Origin of the sequence: Dysgonomonas sp. GY617, from assembly GCF_015233815.1 — a bacterium.
GTDB lineage: Bacteria > Bacteroidota > Bacteroidia > Bacteroidales > Dysgonomonadaceae > Dysgonomonas_A.
Genome location: NZ_JADCLR010000027.1, coordinates 14568 through 33604, shown reverse-complemented (window position 1 = coordinate 33604; position 19037 = coordinate 14568). Strand labels below are relative to the sequence as shown.

At 35.1% G+C, this 19037-nt stretch carries 17 protein-coding genes; 6 read left to right on the top strand and 11 right to left on the bottom strand.

Going from position 1 to position 19037, the window contains the following annotated elements:
• Positions 1-61 precede the first annotated feature (61 nt).
• From IR022_RS15415 to IR022_RS15395, 5 genes are all read right to left on the bottom strand, one after another.
• Positions 62-691: a LysE family translocator gene (locus tag IR022_RS15415; protein ID WP_050709242.1), complete on the bottom strand. Its 630-nt coding sequence runs from the start codon at positions 689-691 to the stop codon at positions 62-64.
• A 162-nt stretch (positions 692-853) separates the two neighbouring features.
• Entirely contained in the window at positions 854-3148 is a 2295-nt protein-coding gene (locus IR022_RS15410) for a TonB-dependent receptor (protein ID WP_194204395.1), read from the bottom strand.
• 212 nt (positions 3149-3360) lie between these two features.
• Positions 3361-3648 (bottom strand): hypothetical protein, encoded by a 288-nt coding sequence (locus IR022_RS15405; RefSeq protein WP_157258154.1) that lies wholly within the window; start codon positions 3646-3648, stop codon positions 3361-3363.
• A gap of 162 nt (positions 3649-3810) precedes the next feature.
• The gene (locus tag IR022_RS15400) at positions 3811-5172 is read right to left on the bottom strand and encodes a DUF4270 domain-containing protein (protein ID WP_194204394.1); all 1362 of its coding nucleotides are present in this window, start codon (positions 5170-5172) and stop codon (positions 3811-3813) included.
• A gap of 99 nt (positions 5173-5271) precedes the next feature.
• Complete coding sequence (locus IR022_RS15395; protein WP_050709245.1) at positions 5272-6084, bottom strand: glycogen/starch synthase; 813 nt, start codon at positions 6082-6084, stop codon at positions 5272-5274.
• A 199-nt stretch (positions 6085-6283) separates the two neighbouring features.
• Between IR022_RS15395 and panC the strand changes: the two genes are divergently transcribed.
• The 3 genes from panC (at position 6284) to IR022_RS15380 (ending at position 8809) form a co-directional block, all read left to right on the top strand.
• The gene (panC, locus tag IR022_RS15390; protein WP_194204393.1) at positions 6284-7123 is read left to right on the top strand and encodes a pantoate--beta-alanine ligase; all 840 of its coding nucleotides are present in this window, start codon (positions 6284-6286) and stop codon (positions 7121-7123) included.
• A 64-nt stretch (positions 7124-7187) separates the two neighbouring features.
• A complete protein-coding gene (gene panD / locus IR022_RS15385; RefSeq protein ID WP_050709247.1) occupies positions 7188-7541 on the top strand; it encodes an aspartate 1-decarboxylase in 354 nt (117 codons plus the stop codon).
• A 167-nt stretch (positions 7542-7708) separates the two neighbouring features.
• Entirely contained in the window at positions 7709-8809 is a 1101-nt protein-coding gene (locus IR022_RS15380; RefSeq protein WP_242053283.1) for an MATE family efflux transporter, read from the top strand.
• 275 nt (positions 8810-9084) lie between these two features.
• On the opposite strand, the gene IR022_RS15375 is transcribed toward IR022_RS15380, so the two are convergent.
• The 6 genes from IR022_RS15375 to IR022_RS15350 all read right to left on the bottom strand — a co-directional run bounded on the left by IR022_RS15375 (position 9085) and on the right by IR022_RS15350 (position 13605).
• Positions 9085-9498, bottom strand: coding sequence for a hypothetical protein (locus tag IR022_RS15375; protein WP_194204392.1), 414 nt, complete (start codon positions 9496-9498; stop codon positions 9085-9087).
• Positions 9488-9865 (bottom strand): phage holin family protein, encoded by a 378-nt coding sequence (locus IR022_RS15370; RefSeq protein ID WP_050709250.1) that lies wholly within the window; start codon positions 9863-9865, stop codon positions 9488-9490. Before IR022_RS15370 ends, IR022_RS15375 begins: the two co-directional genes overlap by 11 nt.
• On the bottom strand, positions 9855-10058 hold the full coding sequence (locus IR022_RS15365) for a YtxH domain-containing protein (protein ID WP_050709251.1): 204 nt from the start codon (positions 10056-10058) through the stop codon (positions 9855-9857). Before IR022_RS15365 ends, IR022_RS15370 begins: the two co-directional genes overlap by 11 nt.
• Before the next feature lie 149 nt (positions 10059-10207).
• Positions 10208-11572 (bottom strand): tRNA (N6-isopentenyl adenosine(37)-C2)-methylthiotransferase MiaB, encoded by a 1365-nt coding sequence (gene miaB / locus IR022_RS15360; RefSeq protein ID WP_194204391.1) that lies wholly within the window; start codon positions 11570-11572, stop codon positions 10208-10210.
• Between the two features lie 180 nt (positions 11573-11752).
• Positions 11753-12505, bottom strand: a complete 753-nt coding sequence (locus tag IR022_RS15355; RefSeq protein ID WP_242053282.1) for a porin family protein — start codon at positions 12503-12505, stop codon at positions 11753-11755.
• A gap of 32 nt (positions 12506-12537) precedes the next feature.
• Positions 12538-13605 (bottom strand): PCMD domain-containing protein, encoded by a 1068-nt coding sequence (locus IR022_RS15350; RefSeq protein ID WP_194204390.1) that lies wholly within the window; start codon positions 13603-13605, stop codon positions 12538-12540.
• A 497-nt stretch (positions 13606-14102) separates the two neighbouring features.
• On the opposite strand from IR022_RS15350, the gene IR022_RS15345 reads away from it, so the two are divergent.
• The 3 genes from IR022_RS15345 to IR022_RS15335 all read left to right on the top strand — a co-directional run bounded on the left by IR022_RS15345 (position 14103) and on the right by IR022_RS15335 (position 18985).
• Complete coding sequence (locus tag IR022_RS15345) at positions 14103-14522, top strand: hypothetical protein (RefSeq protein ID WP_050709255.1); 420 nt, start codon at positions 14103-14105, stop codon at positions 14520-14522.
• A gap of 39 nt (positions 14523-14561) precedes the next feature.
• Entirely contained in the window at positions 14562-16049 is a 1488-nt protein-coding gene (locus IR022_RS15340) for an acetyl-CoA hydrolase/transferase family protein (protein ID WP_050709256.1), read from the top strand.
• A gap of 398 nt (positions 16050-16447) precedes the next feature.
• Complete coding sequence (locus IR022_RS15335) at positions 16448-18985, top strand: adenosylcobalamin-dependent ribonucleoside-diphosphate reductase (RefSeq protein ID WP_194204389.1); 2538 nt, start codon at positions 16448-16450, stop codon at positions 18983-18985.
• Positions 18986-19037: the final 52 nt, after the last annotated feature.

Genomic DNA, 19037 nt, shown 5'->3' with positions numbered 1-19037 from the left:
TAGTTGTATTCACTCTTCTTTTTTATATTGAAGTTCTTCCTTAAGTAAATCTCATAAACAATTACGCTAGATAGGCATAAGCACTTGTAATAAGTCCAACAACACCTATGGTTGCAAGTACTATTCCTAGCACATTATTGAATAACTTAAGTCCTCTAGGATTAAATTTTGACCGAACCTTATCTACTATTGTAGAAATTAAAAGCCACCAAATAACAGTTCCTAATCCAATAGCAAGGATACCTACTATGTTCTTTGATGATTCATTGGGGTCTATGAAGTTAAAGCGTGCAAACATGGCTATAAAGAAAAACAGGATGCCAATATTGGAGAGATTTATGAAAAATGATGAAACAAGATTCTTCCAATAAGGAGATTTCTTTTCATCTTGCCTGAATAGTTTCTTTGCCGGATTGGATTTATAGATATAATAGCCAGCTATAAGAAGAAGAAAACTGCCTGCAATCTGTAAAGGATAATGATTCTGTTCTACAAAATCCATAACGAAACTAATACCTAGTCCAGATATTATGGCATATACTATATCTGACAAGGATGCTCCTAATCCAGATATGAATCCATGCAACCGACCCTCATTCAGGGTTCGCTGTATACACAGGACTCCTATGGGACCCATGGGAGCGGAGACTAATAGTCCTATGAATATTCCTTTAAGTATAGTATCGAGCATCTTAATTAACAGAATAAAGTATTATTCTGTAGAACAAAGATAACATCAAATTTATAGAACCCAAGAAAAATTACACCTCATTATTCTATATTAACAGCGAACGATTTATATCATTTTGTTTATAATATAGCTATTATAAATGAGGTGTAAATTCTTTTGGTTTTAGAAAGAGCTTAATTTCAGACCAATAAAGTATGTTCTTGGTAGTGAAGGGCCATATATATAGTCTGCATCTCTGTTTATTCCTTTGTCAAAATCTTGTTGCATTCTGTTAAAAATATTTTGTACTCCTCCACTTATTTCAGCCTTGTTATATGCATTCAATTTGAAAGAATAGGCAAGTTTAACTGTCATATCAAAGAAGCGTGGAGTTTTCTTTAAAACATCATTTTCTATGTATCCTGCAAGGTGAGGTACATACATTGATCCTGTATATGTTCCCGATACCGAAGCCGTAAAAGGAGATCTAGGTTTAGCTGTTGCCGATATAAAACCATATTGCCGGGGAGACCTTAGCATTTCTTTAGTAGGTTCTACAGTTTCATCATCTGACCATGCTTCGGGTGATTTATACCTACCTCGTTGAATAGTATACCCCCCATCTATTTGTATCCATTCTATGGGTTGTATAGAAGTTTCGAAATTTATACCTGATATGGTTGCTCTATTTGCATTTTCACGTTGTACCATTGTATTACCTGTTTCGTTTTCGCCAATAATTCTATCAATAAACGCATTATCAATACGTGTAAAGAATCCTTCTACTAAGAAGTAAGAGTAGAAGCTCTCATTGTAGAATTTAGTGTCAAATCCTCCCGAAAAGCTGCGTGAACGTTCAGGTTTTATATCTTCGGCAAAAGTAAGTAGCGTTGCTTTTCCTCCTTGTATTGCTATATCTAGATCCGCTCCGGTAATTTCAGGAGCCCGGTATCCTACAGTATATCCTCCACGTAAGTTTACATCACCAAATACTTTATAACGTATATTAGCGCGCGGCATTAGGTTTAAATTGTCTATAAGTGAATGCTTCTCGAGTCTGGCTCCAACAGCTATTGAGAGTTTCTCGTTTTGCCATTCATTCTGAAAATACAAAGTCCCAATGTTTATATTCTGATTTTGTTTGTAATTATATCCTGCAAGCTCATTACGTAGCAGGTCATGGCTTTGAGTATATCCGGTTGTTAACTTGGCAGGCATAAATAGAAGATTATCTATATTCATATCATATTTGGCGTTCCCTATAAAGGTAAATTCTGTTGTCTTACCATATCCGTTAGGTTCTTGCCCTGCTCCGAAATAACTATCCCGATTAGCATCTTGTAGCGCAATGTGTACATTCAGACGATGTTTGTTGTCATAAAAGAACTGGGAGTAATCTACAGAACCCGAATGTATCTTAAAGTCGCTATATTCAGCTATATTGGCTTCGTGAGGAGGCTTGTTGAAACTATCACCACCTCGTCGTTCTTCGGAAGTATAGCGATATTCTACTAAGATCTTACTTTTATTGGTAGGTTTTATAAATGAATTAAATCCTAAAGAGGATGCTCTGTTTTTGCCTATTTCAGAAAAACCGTCATCATTAGCATCCCAAGGATTTCGACTTCTCATATTACCAAATACGCTAATCCCTGATGTCTTATTTTTATCAACAAGTGAGGTGTTGAATAATAACATATTATCAGCAGATTTCCCATCAATCAAAGAGAGGTTATACTTTATCTCATAATAGTTATCTGCCGGTTCCTTAGTTATGATGTCAATAACGCCACCAATAGCATGCGATCCATATAATGCAGAGTTTCCTCCTCGTATGATATTTATTTCGTCTACCATATTAAGAGGGATTTGATCTAATCCGTATGTTTTAGTCAATGCTCCAACAACAGGCTGACTATTTATTAGTATTTCGGAATAATGCCCTTCCAGACCATTGATCCTTACTTCCTGCGATCCGCAATTCTGACAGGTTGTCTCTACACGTACCCCTGGACTGAAATTCAATCCCTGCCCAAGTGTTAGTGATTGAGTTACTTCAAATGTTTTGGGTGTAAGTTGCGAAACTATAATTGGAGAAACATCCCTTTTTAATCTCGAAGCATAACCTGTTACTGCGACTTCTGAAAGTTCGTAGCTTTCGGGATTAAGTTCTATAATTAACTTCTTAGTAGAATAAGGAACGAGATTTATTTCCAGTCTGTCGATACTGTATCCTAATGCCTGTATTTGTAATATGTATTTTCCTGAATGTATATTTTTGATTAAGAAATATCCATTGTCATCAGATAGAGTTTGGGTCTGAGTTCCTTCAATAGATAGGGTTGCATCAGCAATTGGTTCTTTGGTTTCAGCATTAATAACTTGTCCCGAAATATTTACAATATGTTCTGGACCGGCTAGTAAAGGCATTACGCATATAGATATAATTAGTATTGTGAGTATATATTTTAATTTCATAATTATTCTGTTTAAAGAGTACGATGGTAATAACATTACACAATCTTTATATGACCCTGTGTAATGAAGAATGACTTTCAGAATCAGCTAGATGTAATTCTGAAAAAAGATATTTAGAATGTTTTTTTAAGGTGTTATTTTGAATAATAACACAAACGTTTTATAGTCTAAATGAAGTTAGTCTATAAAAAATGAAGTTTAAGATGATGATGTTAAGCTAACGGAGGAGCGCGAAGCCTGTATCTTCGTACGGGGGTAGTTGATGCTGGACTAACTTTATATTCCTTGTAGGATATATCATTAGAGCTTAATATAAGGTCTGTAAAATTAAAAGATTGAGCTTCGCCTGAAGTAATATTAGATACTTGACTAAGGGTGAAGAATGAGGCTGCTGTGTGTTGGTGAGTCTCTAATGGTAATTTATTAGAGTTGTTCGGTATGTCCTGTGATTTACGATATGGATGTGAGTGTACATATATAACCCCTTCATATACGTGCATATGAACAAATAAAGAGACAACAGCAAAGTACCCTAGATATATTAAAAATAATAGGTACGTTGCATGTTTTCTCTTATTTCTTTGTAACAGCATCTGCTAACTTTCGTTATGCTATCTTTTCCAATGGAAAGTAGCTGTTTAGGGAACTATATTTTGATGATTTTAAAACTTACTGTATATAAGCTCTAATCTCATGTTTTTTTCATCATTTCTAATGATGCTGGTTGATGGCTGCAGATAATTGAAGACTCCGGTTAATATCTTAGAATTATTAGCATCCACAGTGTATGCTATCTCCACAGGTATTATTGCGAATGTAGGGTCTTCATCTAAATTCATATCTTTATATGCATTGATAAGACTGGCAATATTAGAGAAATTATAGATATTATTTGTTTTATTTCTCTCTCCAATAATTGTTGTCTTCCCATTATATAATTGTCGCCCACTGAAGAAGACATCTACGGAGTCTTTATTTATCAATAATAGAGTTGTAGGCCTTCCCAATTCGTATTGAGTCGTTGATTCTTTCTCTGTATATCCTTTCATACTAAATAAAGCAGTATTGATAGTTTCAAAATTTCTACTTGCCATATTAGCTCTGATTTGCTTAATAGGGAATACTACTTCAGTATATACACCGGCAGGAGTTTTCATATATGAAGCACCTGTTCCTTCAGTAAATAGTTCTTCAGGATTTTTATTCTTAATACTGTTTAACTGCATTACTTCAGGTGTCACTGTCAACGAAAATCGACTGGTGCGAATAGTATCTTTAGTTTGGTCATGATTTCCAAGTACATCATTATACTTATAGTATATATCAATAGATGTGTACAATACACGGATCAAACTTCCCGAACCAAAGTTGGTGGTTACATACGTACCTTTAAAAAACTTATTGAAAGAGGCATTATCTGTAAATGTTTTATCTTTCCATCCATTATATATTTCTTTTCCAAAAGGAACTCCTAAATCTGCAATAATAGATCTTCCAATTATTGCAGTATTTGCTGAATTGGCAGTTTTTTTCGCACCACTTATACTATAAGCTTCACTGGCTAGAAGTTTTGGTTTATCCCCAATATATTTTGCCGGATTTACATTTGTATAGAAGTTCTGAGGAAGGTCTGTTGCAACCTTGTATACTGATAACCCCATTGGGGCAAGTGTATCTCCACTAAAAGTATTGAAATCAATAACAAATTGTACAGAATCAATTTGAAGTAAATTATCTTGGAATTTCGCTCCGTCGGGAAAGTAATATTGACATAAATAGTCAGACTTAATTGTTCCAAACAAATCGTCTTCATATTTTCCTAATACGCCGTTTATTGTTCGTGCATATACCGAGTCTCTCATAGATACGGTTCTTGCTTTTACCCCTACTGTATCAGTAATAACAGAAATAGTATCTGAGGGTGGCTGTATCGATCCTCCGATCGGGTTTAGATCATCATTACAAGATCCGAGAGCCAATGTTATAAAACAAGAAACTATCGCGAATATGGACTTTACTTTCATTCTGTTTTTAAATTACATTTTTGTTGCCCAAAGATCAGAAAAAATACGTAGTTGCAAAAGCAAATGCTCAATTTTCAATATTTTTATGAATTTGTAAAATTACAAAGTGTCATAAAAATTGTTTATAGCCTCTGCCGATTCTTCTACATTTCCCTGATATGGAAGAAATTTAACTTTATTGTTATTTATATATTCTAATAATGCAGGATTCACTGTTTCTGCTGTTTGAATAACACCGTCAGCATATTTCATCGCGAAATTAGTTAGCTTAACGTAGTTAATTTCTTCGCCTGTAGTTAGGTCTTTGGTATACTTATCTGTAATTCCAGCCAATTTTAATTTAGATCCGAATTTATCAGAAAATGGTTGCTTAAAGTCATCATTGTATAGAGAGTACACAACTTTGGCATCTTTAAAGCAAGGATCGTCTGCAAATGCGGTTTTAATGTATAATGGAGTCAAAGCTGTCATCCATCCGTGACAATGTATCACATCTGGTATCCAGCGGAGTTTTTTTATGGTTTCTAATACACCTCTTACATAGAATATACTACGTTCATCATTATCAAGAAATTCGTTACCATCATCATCCATGATTGTATTCTTTCTGCTGAAAAAATCATCATTGTCGATAAAGTATACCTGCATACGTGCTGCCTGTATAGAAGCCACCTTGATGATAAGTGGGTGATCTGTATCATCAATAATAAGATTCATACCCGATAGACGTATCACTTCATGCAACTGATTGCGACGTTCGTTTATGTTTCCGAATTTAGGCATGAAAGTCCTGATTTCTTTGCCTTTTTCTTGTATTGCTTGAGGTAGATATCTGCCAGTATTTGCTAGTAAAGATTCAGGAAGATAAGGGGTAATTTCTTGTGTAATAAATAAAACTCTTTTTATGCTCATTGTATGCTGTCTTCAATTATATGAAAGTACAAAGATAATAAAAAAAAAATTGGTTTTGAGCAATTTTCTGAGAATGAAAATATACAGTTTTTTAGTTAAACATGATTTTTACTGAAATGAAGTCTTTCTAAAATTTTATTTCTCATAAAAAATTAGTTGCTTTGCACAATCTTTTAAAGGCTAGTTTAGGCAAAGGTTTATGACAACTGTATATACTATCGAAGATCTGCAAAAAGCAGTGTCTATAAGTAAAAACGAAGGGAAAACAATAGGTTTTGTTCCCACAATGGGTGCCCTCCATGAAGGACATATTTCCCTAGTCAAAAAATGCTGTGAGCAGAATGATATCTGTGTAGTTAGCATTTTTGTTAATCCGACTCAGTTCAATAATCAGGCAGATTTAGAGAAATATCCGAGAACAATAGAACAAGATACAAAGATTTTAGAGAAAGCGGGTGCTGCTATCGTTTTTGTACCATCTGTTGAAGAGATCTATCCGGAGCCTGATATGCGTCAGTTCGATTTTGGACAGTTGGATAAGGTGATGGAAGGTAAGTTTCGTCCCGGTCACTTCAATGGTGTAGCTCAGGTTGTAAGCCGTCTGTTTGATATAGTGAAGCCTGATAGAGCATATTTTGGGGAAAAAGATTTTCAACAATTGGCAATTATCAGACAAATGGTGCGCCAATGCAATATTCCTGTCGAGATAGTGCCTATGCCTATAAGGCGAGAAGAAAGTGGTTTGGCTATGAGTAGTCGAAATCAGCGGTTGAATGACGAAGAGAAGAGCGAAGCTGTAAATATTTATAGAGTATTATCAGAGAGTAAGAAGCTCTATAAGTATAAAGCAGTAGAGGAAATAAGAGAGAAGGTTATTGATGATATTAATAAAATAGGTTCTTTGAAAGTAGAATATTTCGAAATAGTAGATGGTAATACTCTGCAACAAATAACCAATTGGAGCGAAACCGATTATGCAGTAGGTTGTATAACCGTGTTTTGTGGCGATGTACGTCTAATTGATAACATTGTATATTGATAACTGTATCTGTATTTATATTTGTAGAAACAATAAAAAGGTCAGGAGCCTTAATTGACAAAAAATGAAAATAGAAGTTTTAAAATCGAAGATTCATAGAGTAACAGTAACCGATGCTAGTTTAAACTATATCGGAAGTATTACTATTGATGAAGATTTAATGGATGCTGCTAATATGATAGCGGGAGAAAAGGTATCTATCGTTAATAATAATAACGGTGAACGTTTCGAAACTTATATCATAAAAGGAGAGCGTGGGACGGGTACAATCTGCTTAAATGGTGCTGCTGCAAGACGTGTGCAACCGGGAGATATTATTATAATCATATCATATGCTAGTATGGACTTTGAAGAAGCAAAGACTTTCAAGCCATGGATTATATTTCCGGATACAAAAACTAATAAATTAATAGATTAAAAAAGTATAGTCAAGAATAAGTATTTATACAACACTTTCAATATGTAATTGTCAGTTGTGGTAATATTTACATAAGAAACAGAATAGGTCTAAGACCTTAATTTATATAAGAATTGGGATGATATACTAATAATCATCCCAATTTTTTAGATTTTAGAATCGAAAATATGACGTATTCATATAAAGATATTTGGAAGGTAAGTCTTCCCATAATGTTAGGTTTGTTGACACAGAATGTCATGCAAATAACCAATACAATCTTTCTGGGTAGAGTAGGAGAGGTTGAATTTGGTGCTGCTGGTCTTGCCGGTATATATTACATCGCATTTTTTATGTTGGGCTTTGGTTTTAGTATTGGAGCTCAGATTATGATAGGACGTCGAAATGGGGAGAAGAATTTTGATCAGATCGGAACTATTGTTCTTCAAGGGATGATGTTTCTCTTGGTTTTTGCTGCTATATTGTATGGGCTTTCGAATGTCTTTTCCAAGACATTACTGCCTACCTTGATTAAGTCGCACCATGTTTATGAGGCAGCGTCTGAGTATTTGCAATGGAGAACATTCGGATTCTTTTTTGCGTCAGTCAATATAATGTTTCGAGCATTTTATGTTGGTATAGCAAGAACTTCCGTGCTTACATTGAATGTTCTTGTGATGACAGTTGTTAATATTATTTTCGACTACCTTCTTATCTTCGGAAATTTCGGGTTTCCTCAATTGGGAATTGCAGGAGCGGGTATGGCATCAGTGCTTGCTGAGATTTCGTCAATTATCTTTTTTGTGGTATATACTCTTAAAACGGTTGATCTTGGAAAGTATGGTTTCCATAAAATGAAGTTTAGATTTGGAGTCATTCGCCGTATTCTCAATATATCGGTATTTACTATGGCTCAATATGCCATCTCTATGTCTACTTGGTTTATTTTCTTTTTAGCTATCGAAAATCATGGAGAGAGGGATTTGGCTATAACTAATATTATAAGGACATTTTATATGATGTATTTCATTCCAATGAACGCCCTCTCAACTACAGCAAATACATTAGTGAGTAATACCATTGGAGCTAAGAAATATGAGGATGTATGGCCGTTGATTAAGCGGATTTGTTTACTAAATTTAGGAATAGTAATACTAATGGGGATATTTACACTCGCAAAAGCCGAATTGTGGATTGGTCTCATAGCCTCTAACAAAGATATGTCTTTGGTTCAGGAAACCGTAATGTCATTAATAGTCTTGGTTTTTGCTTTACCTATAGTAGTTTAGGAACTGTATTATTTAATTCTATATCTGGAACAGGAAATACGCGTTGGGCGTTAATCTTCGAAATGATAACCCTAGTGTTTTATATAGGTGCTATGTATGTAATAGTGATTCACAATAAATCGTCGGTTGCTGTATGCTGGACTGTGGAGTATATATATTGGGGAACGCTTATGGTATTATCTTACATATACCTCACTCGCGGAAAATGGCAAAATAAAAGCATATAAAAATTATATGCTTATTAGAATAGATATGTAGAAAAAGCGTCAGAATTATTAATTTAAATCTGAAGCTTCGTTCTTTTTCTTTAATTGTTTTTTCTTTTTCTTCTTTTTCTCTCCTCCGAAGATTGATTTAATCTTTTTCATAACCATACTCATAATGATAGGTTGCACCATTTCCCAAACAAAGGGAGCTGCACCCATAAACATCTGAGCAGCTAACGAAGGCGAAGCTGTGTCTTCTTCCGAATCGCTATCCGAATCGTTTTTCTTTCCTGATACTAGAGAAAATAGATCACTGATGCCGCTTTTTGCAGATGAAAGTACAGAGCCTAGCGCCAATCGTCCGAAATGACCTTTTGCATAATGCCAGTTGCCTTGTAGCTTTTCTTCATATTCGGCACATTCATTCTTTAGTCGACTTCTTTCTAATCGAAGCTCTTGTAAAGGGGTCAATTTAGTCTTCATCCGATTCTATTTTCTTGATTGTACGTAAAGTTGTATTCAGAAAAAATCTCCGAATTTTTTTAGCGTTAAGTATTAATGCGAATAAGGCAACAAGCGTAATGAGTATAAGAACTCCAAATCCTGCAGCATAATTATTCAATAAATCACCAATAACAAATCCTAATCCAACGAGAACAAGAATAAATAAGATGAGTGCAAAAACACTCATCATCAAGCCATATATAATATAAGACGATGCACTTGATATTTTCTCAAAAGCTTTGAGTTTTGCAAGCGTCAAACGTTTTTCTATATAGCTTGATAAGTCTGCTTTTGACTCATCTATTAGTTCGCTAAAGTTTTGATATTCTTCGTTGTTACTCTTCATCCTCAATAAGCTCTTCCAATTCGTCTTCAACTTTAGAACATGAACCTTTCACATTGTTCTTAACTTTGTCAACCAGTTTGTTGATTTCGTGCATCCATTCTTCTTTTTTGTCAGATGCGGCAACATAACCGGCTGCAGCACCAATAGCAGCACCAATAGCTAAAAACAATAGATTTGAATTTGATTTTCCCATAGTTGTAATATTAATTTATTAGTAACTTTTTTGTTTATCTTATTATATATTTAAACAAGAAATGTCTGTTATTGTTTAGATTGATAATCCTAAAGTAATGTATTTTGGTTGAAGAAAAAATTTTCCTCTGTGTAATTAACTATTGTTAATCACTCAACAACTTCCCCAAAGAGTGTTGCTGATGTATTACCCGTAATCTTTACTTTTACTAGCTGACCAATTCGTAGATCGTTTTTATCGAAAATCACTACTTTGTTTTGTGATGAACGTCCGAATAACTGTTCTTTTGATCTTTTAGAAAAGCCTTCAATCAATACTTCATATGTATTACCAACATCTTTGGTATTGCTTATGCGTGATAGTTCGATTTGTAAATCGATAATTTCCTGCAAGCGTCTCGATTTTACTTCTTCTGGTACATTATCTTCTAGTTTTTTAGCAGCGTATGTACCAGGACGCTCAGAGTATTTGAACATGAAAGCAGAGTCGAAACCTACTTCGCGCATTAAAGATAAAGTTTCTTGGTGATCTTCTTCCGTTTCCGAATGATATCCACACATAATGTCGGTCGAAAGCCCACATCCAGGTATAATTCGTTTAATGGCTGCTATTCTGTCTAAGTACCATTTTCTGTCGTATTTGCGTTTCATTACTCCCAGAATCTTGGTACTTCCCGATTGTACTGGTAGATGGATGAATTTACATAGGTTGTCATGTTTAGCTATAACCTCTAATGTTTCATCCGTCATATCTGTAGGGTAGGAGGTCGTAAAGCGTATTCTCATATTAGGAGCAGCTTCTGCAACTAATTCGAGAAGTGCAGGAAAGTCTACAACGCTTCCGTCTTCTTGTGTAAATCTATATGAATTTACATTCTGACCTAATAGGGTTGCTTCTTTGAAGCCTTTTTCTTTTAAATCCTTCAGTTCGTTTAATATGCTTTGAGGTTCTCTGCTGCGTTCGCGTCCTCTAGTATATGGAACGATACAGTAGGTGCATATTTTATCGCATCCGCGCATGATGGATATAAAACCCGAAAGGTGGTTACCTCCTATTTTTAAAGGTATTACATCTTTATATGTTTCAGTCTTTGATAACTGTACATTGATTGCTTTTTCGCCGCTTTCGGCAGCACCAATCAAATTAGGTAAGTCTAAATAGGCATCTGGACCTACTACTATGTCTGCATGATGATTGTCTAGCAAATCCTCTTTGGCTCTTTCAGCCATGCATCCGAGTACTCCGATAATTAGATTTTTATTCTTTTTGCGTTTTATGGCATTCAGTTGTTCGAGGCGTTGAATGACCTTCTGTTCAGCATTGTCGCGTATAGAGCAAGTATTTACAAATATTGCATCTGCCTCTTCAATTCTTTCAGTCATTTTGTAGCCATCCATTTCCATTACAGATGCTACTACTTCGCTGTCTGCTACGTTCATCTGGCACCCATAGGTCTCGATGAACAATTTTTTGTCAGTCGTGGATTTAAAGTCCAGTCCTAGTTCGTTGTTCATAATGATATAATGTTATAATATAAATATGAAGCAAAAATAGTGCATTTATATGATAATACTAGATAGTGAAGGCAAAAAGTATATTGACCTTTCTGCTGAGTTGATACGAATGGAATAGAGTTTTAATAAAAAATGCGCCCTAAAATAGTTCAGGACGCACTTTGTGAAAAAGCTTATATATTATAGTTTGTAGGTTAATCCCACGGTCAGATATATATTATACATATTAAAATCAATAGCTCTGAAGTTAGATGGGAAGATAGATGTTAACCCCCAATTCATATTGCCATAAATACCAAATCTGTCGTTAACCTTTCTTTCAGCACCCAGTAGTACACCAAAGTCAAAATTTCGAAGCTTATCGTTGAAGTCAAACGAAGCTTCCGTAATATCGACTTTCTCTCCCGTAGGTTCATTTACTCTGATATAGCCATCTGATGCTGTACCATAAAATTTACCGCTAAAGAGATAAGATGCATAACCGCCACCTCTTACTTGCCATTTGGGGTTGATGTTGAAAGTTGCATATAATGGTATAGTAACATAGGCAAGCTTAACCGTTGTTTCATTCTTTCCTACAAAGTATCCTTCCAGCGCGTTATTGCTACCGTCTTCTATTACGATATTTGTATAAATGTATTTTACGCGGGCTCTTGTTCCCATTCCTTTGTAGTCAAGAGTTATGCCACTTCCCAGCCCCCATTTTTGGTTAAGCTTATAAGTAACATTGTAACCCAACTGAGGAGTGAATTGAGGCCACCAAGCATCTATTGAACGTATCTCTTCGGGTATGGAGGTTGGAGCTGTTGCTCCAATATTAAAACCCGCAATTATTTTATGTTCGAAGTGATCTGCTAATGTTTCTTGGCTCGAAAGCATAAGTGTTGAGCAAAAGAATAGCAAAAAGAATATATTGTTTTTTAATGATTTCATGGAGTTGTATGTTTCTTAAATTATTGTTTCGTTTAATTAAGCTCATATTCGCATACAACTTCCACATTGTCTACGGTAAGTTTGCTTCCTACTGCTCCTTCATAAAAATCGCCGTTTTTACTAGAAGCAAATACCACAGCCAATTTATAATCATATAAATCGTAATTCAATTCTTCGGTGTATACGAAAGGCAGGTCGAATTTAGTGTATTTATCTTTTGGAGATCTATCTTCAAGTATTGCTTTTCCTACGAGTTTATCCGAGGTGAGTATGTTTTCTCCATTAAGATACTCATTAAGACCTTCCGAACCTTTGGTTACTTTATATACTACCGCATATATAGAGAATTCGTCTACCTTGTTAGGTACAATGCCATTTCTGTTTATTAAAGTATCCCCGGGTGCATATTTGTAATACCCCGTCATGTGTATAGGTTTTCCGCTTTCTTTGGGATGTATTTGTCCAAAAAGAGCAGATTGAGGAGGGCTTGCCATATTGAGCTTGAAGGCTCCTCTGAATAACGATCCTGAAAATATAGGAACGTATCCTGCTACAAGGAAAGTACCTCCTCTTTGAGTTTCGAGAAGTGCAGCATGTTTTCCGCTGAAAGCATCTTCAGTTGATCTGGTAGGGTATACATCTACTTTACCCAGTTTTGCCATCATTATACCTTGGTTGGCAGAACTCCACATATCATCATCCAGAGCAGGGTATTTCCATAAGCCACCTTCCATAAACCAATCCTCAAAATCGAATTTTAAGCTTATCGAAGAGGTTACACTCACGGTGTATACTTTGCTGTATTTTTTATCTTCTGAAACAACGGTATAAGTTACACCATTTGTAAAATCAAGAGTATCGCCCGAAGCTGGTGTTATAGTAGCACCAGGTGTGACTACGATTTGAGGTGCAAGTTTCTTATAATCGGTTCCTTTTATTACTAGTGTGACTTTATTATCAGAGATAACTGAATTTATCAAGATACTATCGGGTAGAGAAAAGGATTCTATGTCGGCCTCCTTGTTTAGTGGTTCATCTTTTATGCATGAAGAAAAAAGCGATAGCGCTAAGAGAGAAGTAAATAAGATTTTGAATTTCATATTATTTATATTGATAATCATTTTACAATTAGCTAGTATTTGTAATGAACAAATATTAGTCAAAATAGTTGTTCCAGTATCTTATTTTAGAATGTAAGATTGAATAGTAAAGATAGCTATTTATGTGAATATATCTCTTTCCTGATAACTACTTTGTATTTTATATAGGAGTAGAAAGCATTCTCTTACTCTTTAATATAAGGCTATTATGCAGATTGAATTGCTTTTAAAGGTCTCTAGGATATCAATGTTGGAACTATGTTAAATATATTTGTGTGTTCTCTGAAATTACTTGTAAACACAATTTCAGAATAATATTTCTTTGTTGTTTTCTCTATTATTTGATTTCTATTTAACGCTCTCATTTTTTGTAAAGAGTAATGAGTTGTGTAGACAACAAGTAATGAAAATGTTTTTGATAAAAAGTTGTAGATTAAGATACATAATTAGTACCTTTGTGACGTGTAAAATACTCAGCAGAATATAGATTTATTTGTATGGAAAATGTAATCATATATGGAATAGTTGCAGTTATTGTAATTGTAAATATTATACGAACTTATCAGAAAGAAGCTAAAAAAAATAAGGAAAGAGTTTTTACTCAACCAGTGCATCCGACTACCTCTTCGGTGCCTCCTCCTTTCTCTCGAACTCAACGAGTAAACGAAACTTCAAGAAACTCTGAATATATAGAAGTATCTCAAAATGTGCCTTCCATGAAGTCTGGGTATAATTTCTCAGATGAAGGCGTTTCCGCTATTCAAAAACATATTGACAGCCAATCAACGTTTAAAGACGATGAGCATTTTTTGAAAGATGAAGATTCTGTAAGAGAATCTTTCGATTTACAATTGGAGACAACAGAGGATTTTAAAAGAGCTTTTGTTCACACACTAATCTTCGAGAGAAAATTTTAACTACTTGGAATAATAAACTATAATCAATTATATAAAGAAATGGCATTAAAATTTATGAATGCAGATGAGGCTGCACGCCTTATCAAAAACGATTACAATGTAGGTTTTAGTGGTTTTACACACGCTGGATGTCCTAAAATTGTACCTACAGCTTTGGCTAAATTTGCCGAAGAAGAGCACGCAAAAGGAAATCCTTTCAAAATTGGAATGTTCACAGGTGCTTCAACAGGAGATATGCTTGATGGAGCTTTAGCTAGAGCACATGCGATTAAATTCCGTACACCTTATCAAACAAATAAAGATTTAAGAAACGCAATTAATTCGGGCGAAGTTCCTTATTTCGATATGCACCTTTCTTCATTAGCGCAAGAGATCCGTTATGGATTCCTTGGTGGTGTAGATGTTGCAGTTATTGAAGCATGTGATGTAACTGAAGACGGAGAAATTGTGCCAACTTGTGGAGTTGGAATCTCTCCAACAGTAGCAAATCTTGCAAAAATAGTGATTGTTGAATTAAATAGATGGAATCCCAAAGAAATGAGAGGGATGCATGATATTGTAGAATTGCAAGATCCTCCTCACCGTGGCGAAATTCCTATTTACTCAGTACGAGACAGAATTGGTAAAGATCATATAAAAGTAGATCCAAGCAAAATAATCGTAGTAGAATCTAACACTCCTAACGAAGGGGGAGGATTTGCTCCGGTAGATGAAGTTACTACTCAAATTGGTAATAATGTAGCAAATTTCTTTATTAAAGAAATGGCTGAAGGACGTATGCCAAAATCATTCTTACCTATTCAATCAGGTGTGGGTAATATTGCAAATGCAGTATTAGCAGCTATGGGAGAAAGTAAAGAAATTCCAGATTTTGAAGTATACACTGAGGTTATCCAAGATTCGGTAATTGATTTGATGGAAACTGGTCGTATCAAATTTGCAAGTGGATGTTCTTTGACTGTAAGTAACCCTTGCATCGAGAAAATATATAAAAATCTAGACTTCTTTAAGGAAAGAGTAGTTCTTCGTCCTTCTGAGGTTTCAAATAATCAAGAGATTGTTCGTCGTTTAGGTATTATTGCTATAAATACAGCTTTAGAGGCTGATATTTTCGGTAATATCAACTCTACTCATGTTATGGGTACTAAAATGATGAATGGTATTGGTGGATCGGGTGACTTTACAAGAGGAGCTTATGTTTCGGTATTTGTAACGCCTTCTACTGCGAAAGATGGTAAGATTAGCGCTTTTGTTCCTTTAGTGTCTCATGAAGATCATAGCGAGCATTCAGTGAAAATCGTAATTTCGGAATATGGAGTTGCAGACCTTCGTGGTAAATCACCATTGGAGCGTGCTCATGAAATTATCGAGAAATGTGCACATCCTGATTACAGACCTTTATTACGTGAATATATTGCTAACGCGCCACAAGGACAAACTCCGTTTGATATGTATAACTGTTTTGCTTTCCACAAAGCTTTTATGGAAACTGGAGATATGCGTAATGTAAAATGGGAGAAGAAATAATTAAAGTATTGAAATCTCTTTTGTTTTAGAAAAGAGTATACTTTACTTGTAGTATAGCGCCCCGATTCAACTAGTTTGAATCGGGGTGTTTTATTTTATATAATTATGAGAAAAAGAAGGCTATCTTTTTGCTGAGTTCGATATATTTATTATAACTTTACTAGGTCTAATATGAAAAATACTCACACATCCAAATTTATTGTAATTTTATTTTGGAAAATTTTAAAATGATCCATATTTTTCAATTTTCTGATAATCAATCATCTAAAATTTATTTTGGAAAACTTTGAACATTGTTGAAAACATATTGTTTTAAAATTTGTAACATTCGCTATTCCTCGGTAGTTTTGTACTACGAAAAAATAGAACAACATTTCAAATAATAGAATATCCTCAAAATGGAACGCAAAATCTACACTTTTGATGAAGCCTGCGAAGCTGCTCTAGCCTACTTTAAGGGAGATGAGCTAGCAGCTAAGGTTTGGGTCAATAAGTACGCATTGAAAGATGCTGCCGGTAATATCTACGAGCATTCTCCCGAAGACATGCATTGGCGATTAGCTAATGAAATTGCTCGTATCGAGAAAAAGTATGAAAATGGACTTACAAGTCAAGAGCTGTATGACTTGTTCGACCAATTCAAGTACATTATTCCTCAAGGAAGTCCTATGACTGGAATTGGGAACGATTTTCAGATTGCTTCTCTATCCAATTGTTTTGTAATTGGTATAGATGGATCTGCTGACTCGTATGGTGCAATAATGCATATCGATCAGGAGCAGGTGCAATTGATGAAACGTAGAGGTGGAGTAGGGCATGACCTTTCTCACATACGTCCAAAAGGATCTCCTGTTAAGAACTCTGCATTAACTTCTACTGGCTTGGTTCCTTTCATGGAGAGATATTCAAACTCTACACGTGAAGTAGCACAAGACGGTCGTCGTGGAGCATTGATGTTGAGTGTTTCTATTAAGCATCCGGATGCAGAATCTTTTATCGATGCAAAAATGATAGAAGGTAAAGTTACAGGAGCTAATGTTTCCGTTAAAATAGATGACGACTTCATGCAAGCTGTTGTTGACGGAACAACATATACTCAGCAATATCCTGTGATTTCGGATAACCCAACTACTACCAAAGATATTGAAGCTTCAAGACTATGGGAAAAGATCGTTCATAATGCATGGAGATCAGCAGAACCCGGTGTTTTGTTCTGGGATACAATTATCAAAGAATCGGTGCCTGATTGTTATGCTGATTTAGGTTTCCGTACAGTATCTACTAATCCTTGTGGAGAGATACCATTGTGCCCATATGATAGCTGTCGTTTATTGGCAATCAATCTATATTCGTATGTAGTAAATCCTTTTGCGGATAATGCTTATTTCGATTTTGAATTGTTCAAAAAACACGTGGCATTGGCTCAACGTATAATGGATGATATTATTGATCTTGAGACTGAAAAAATCGATAATATCTTATTGAAAATAGACGAAGATCCAGAAGTTGATGAAGTAAAACAAACTGAAAGAAACTTATGGGAAAAGATTCGTAAGAAAACATTGCAAGGACGTAGAACCGGAGTGGGTATTACTGCCGAAGGTGATATGATTGCAGCAATGAATCTTCGTTATGGTACAGAAGATGCTACCGCATTTGCAGAAGAAGTACACCGTACTTTAGCTATTGCAGCTTATCGTTCTTCAGTAGAATTGGCAAGAGAGCGTGGGGCTTTTGAAATTTTTGATATCGAAAGAGAAAAAAATAATCCATTTATTAATAGATTATGTGCAGCCGATCCTGATTTGTACACTGAGATGGAGAAATATGGTCGCCGTAATATTGCTTGTCTTACAGTTGCTCCAACAGGAACAACCAGTTTGATGTCGCAATCGTCATCGGGTATTGAGCCTGTGTTCCTTCCTGTCTACAAACGTCGTCGTAAGGTAAATCCTAATGATGTTCAGGTAAAAGTTGACTTCATCGATGAGAATGGCGATTCGTGGGAAGAGTATATTGTATTCCACCATAAGTTTGTTACTTGGATGGAGACAAAAGGACATTCTGTAACTAAAAAATATAGCTCAGAAGAGTTGGATGAATTAGTAGCACAATCTCCTTATTATAAAGCAACTTCAAATGATGTAGACTGGTTGCAGAAAGTGAAGATGCAGGGACGTATTCAAAAATGGGTTGACCATTCAATTAGCGTTACAATAAACTTGCCTTCAGATGTATCAGAAGACTTGGTAAACAAATTGTATATCGAAGCTTGGAAAAGTGGATGTAAAGGTTGTACTGTTTACAGAGATGGATCGCGTGCAGGTGTGTTACTTTCTGCAGATGATAAAAAAGGAAAAGAAGAGGAATGTTACGAACGTCCTATTTTAGTGACTTCACGTCCTAAAGAATTAGAGGCTGATGTAATCAGATTCCAAAATAATAAAGAAAAGTGGATTGCCTTTATAGGTTTGTTAGATAACCGTCCTTATGAAGTATTTACAGGTCTTAATGATGATGACGAAGGTATTATGTTGCCTAAGCATGTTAATAAGGGTGTAATTATTAAGAGCATAAATGACGAAGGCGAACGCAGCTATGACTTCCAGTTTAAAAACAAAAGAGGTTATAAAACTACAATCGAAGGTCTGAATAGTAAGTTTAATCCAGAGTATTGGAACTATGCTAAACTAATTTCCGGAGTGTTGCGTTATGGTATGCCTATCGATCAGGTAATCAAATTGGTACAGGCTCTAGAATTGGATAGTGAGACTATTAATACTTGGAAGAATGGTGTGGAAAGAGCTTTGAAGAAGTATCTACCCAACGGTTCTGAGTTAAAAGGCCAAAAATGTCCGGTTTGTGAACAAGAAACTCTTGTATATCAAGAAGGTTGCTTGAAATGTAGCAATTGTGGTGCTTCAAAATGTGGGTAATGCTTTAATTACCGATTTAACTTAATACAAAAAAGGTTCTGATTAATTAATC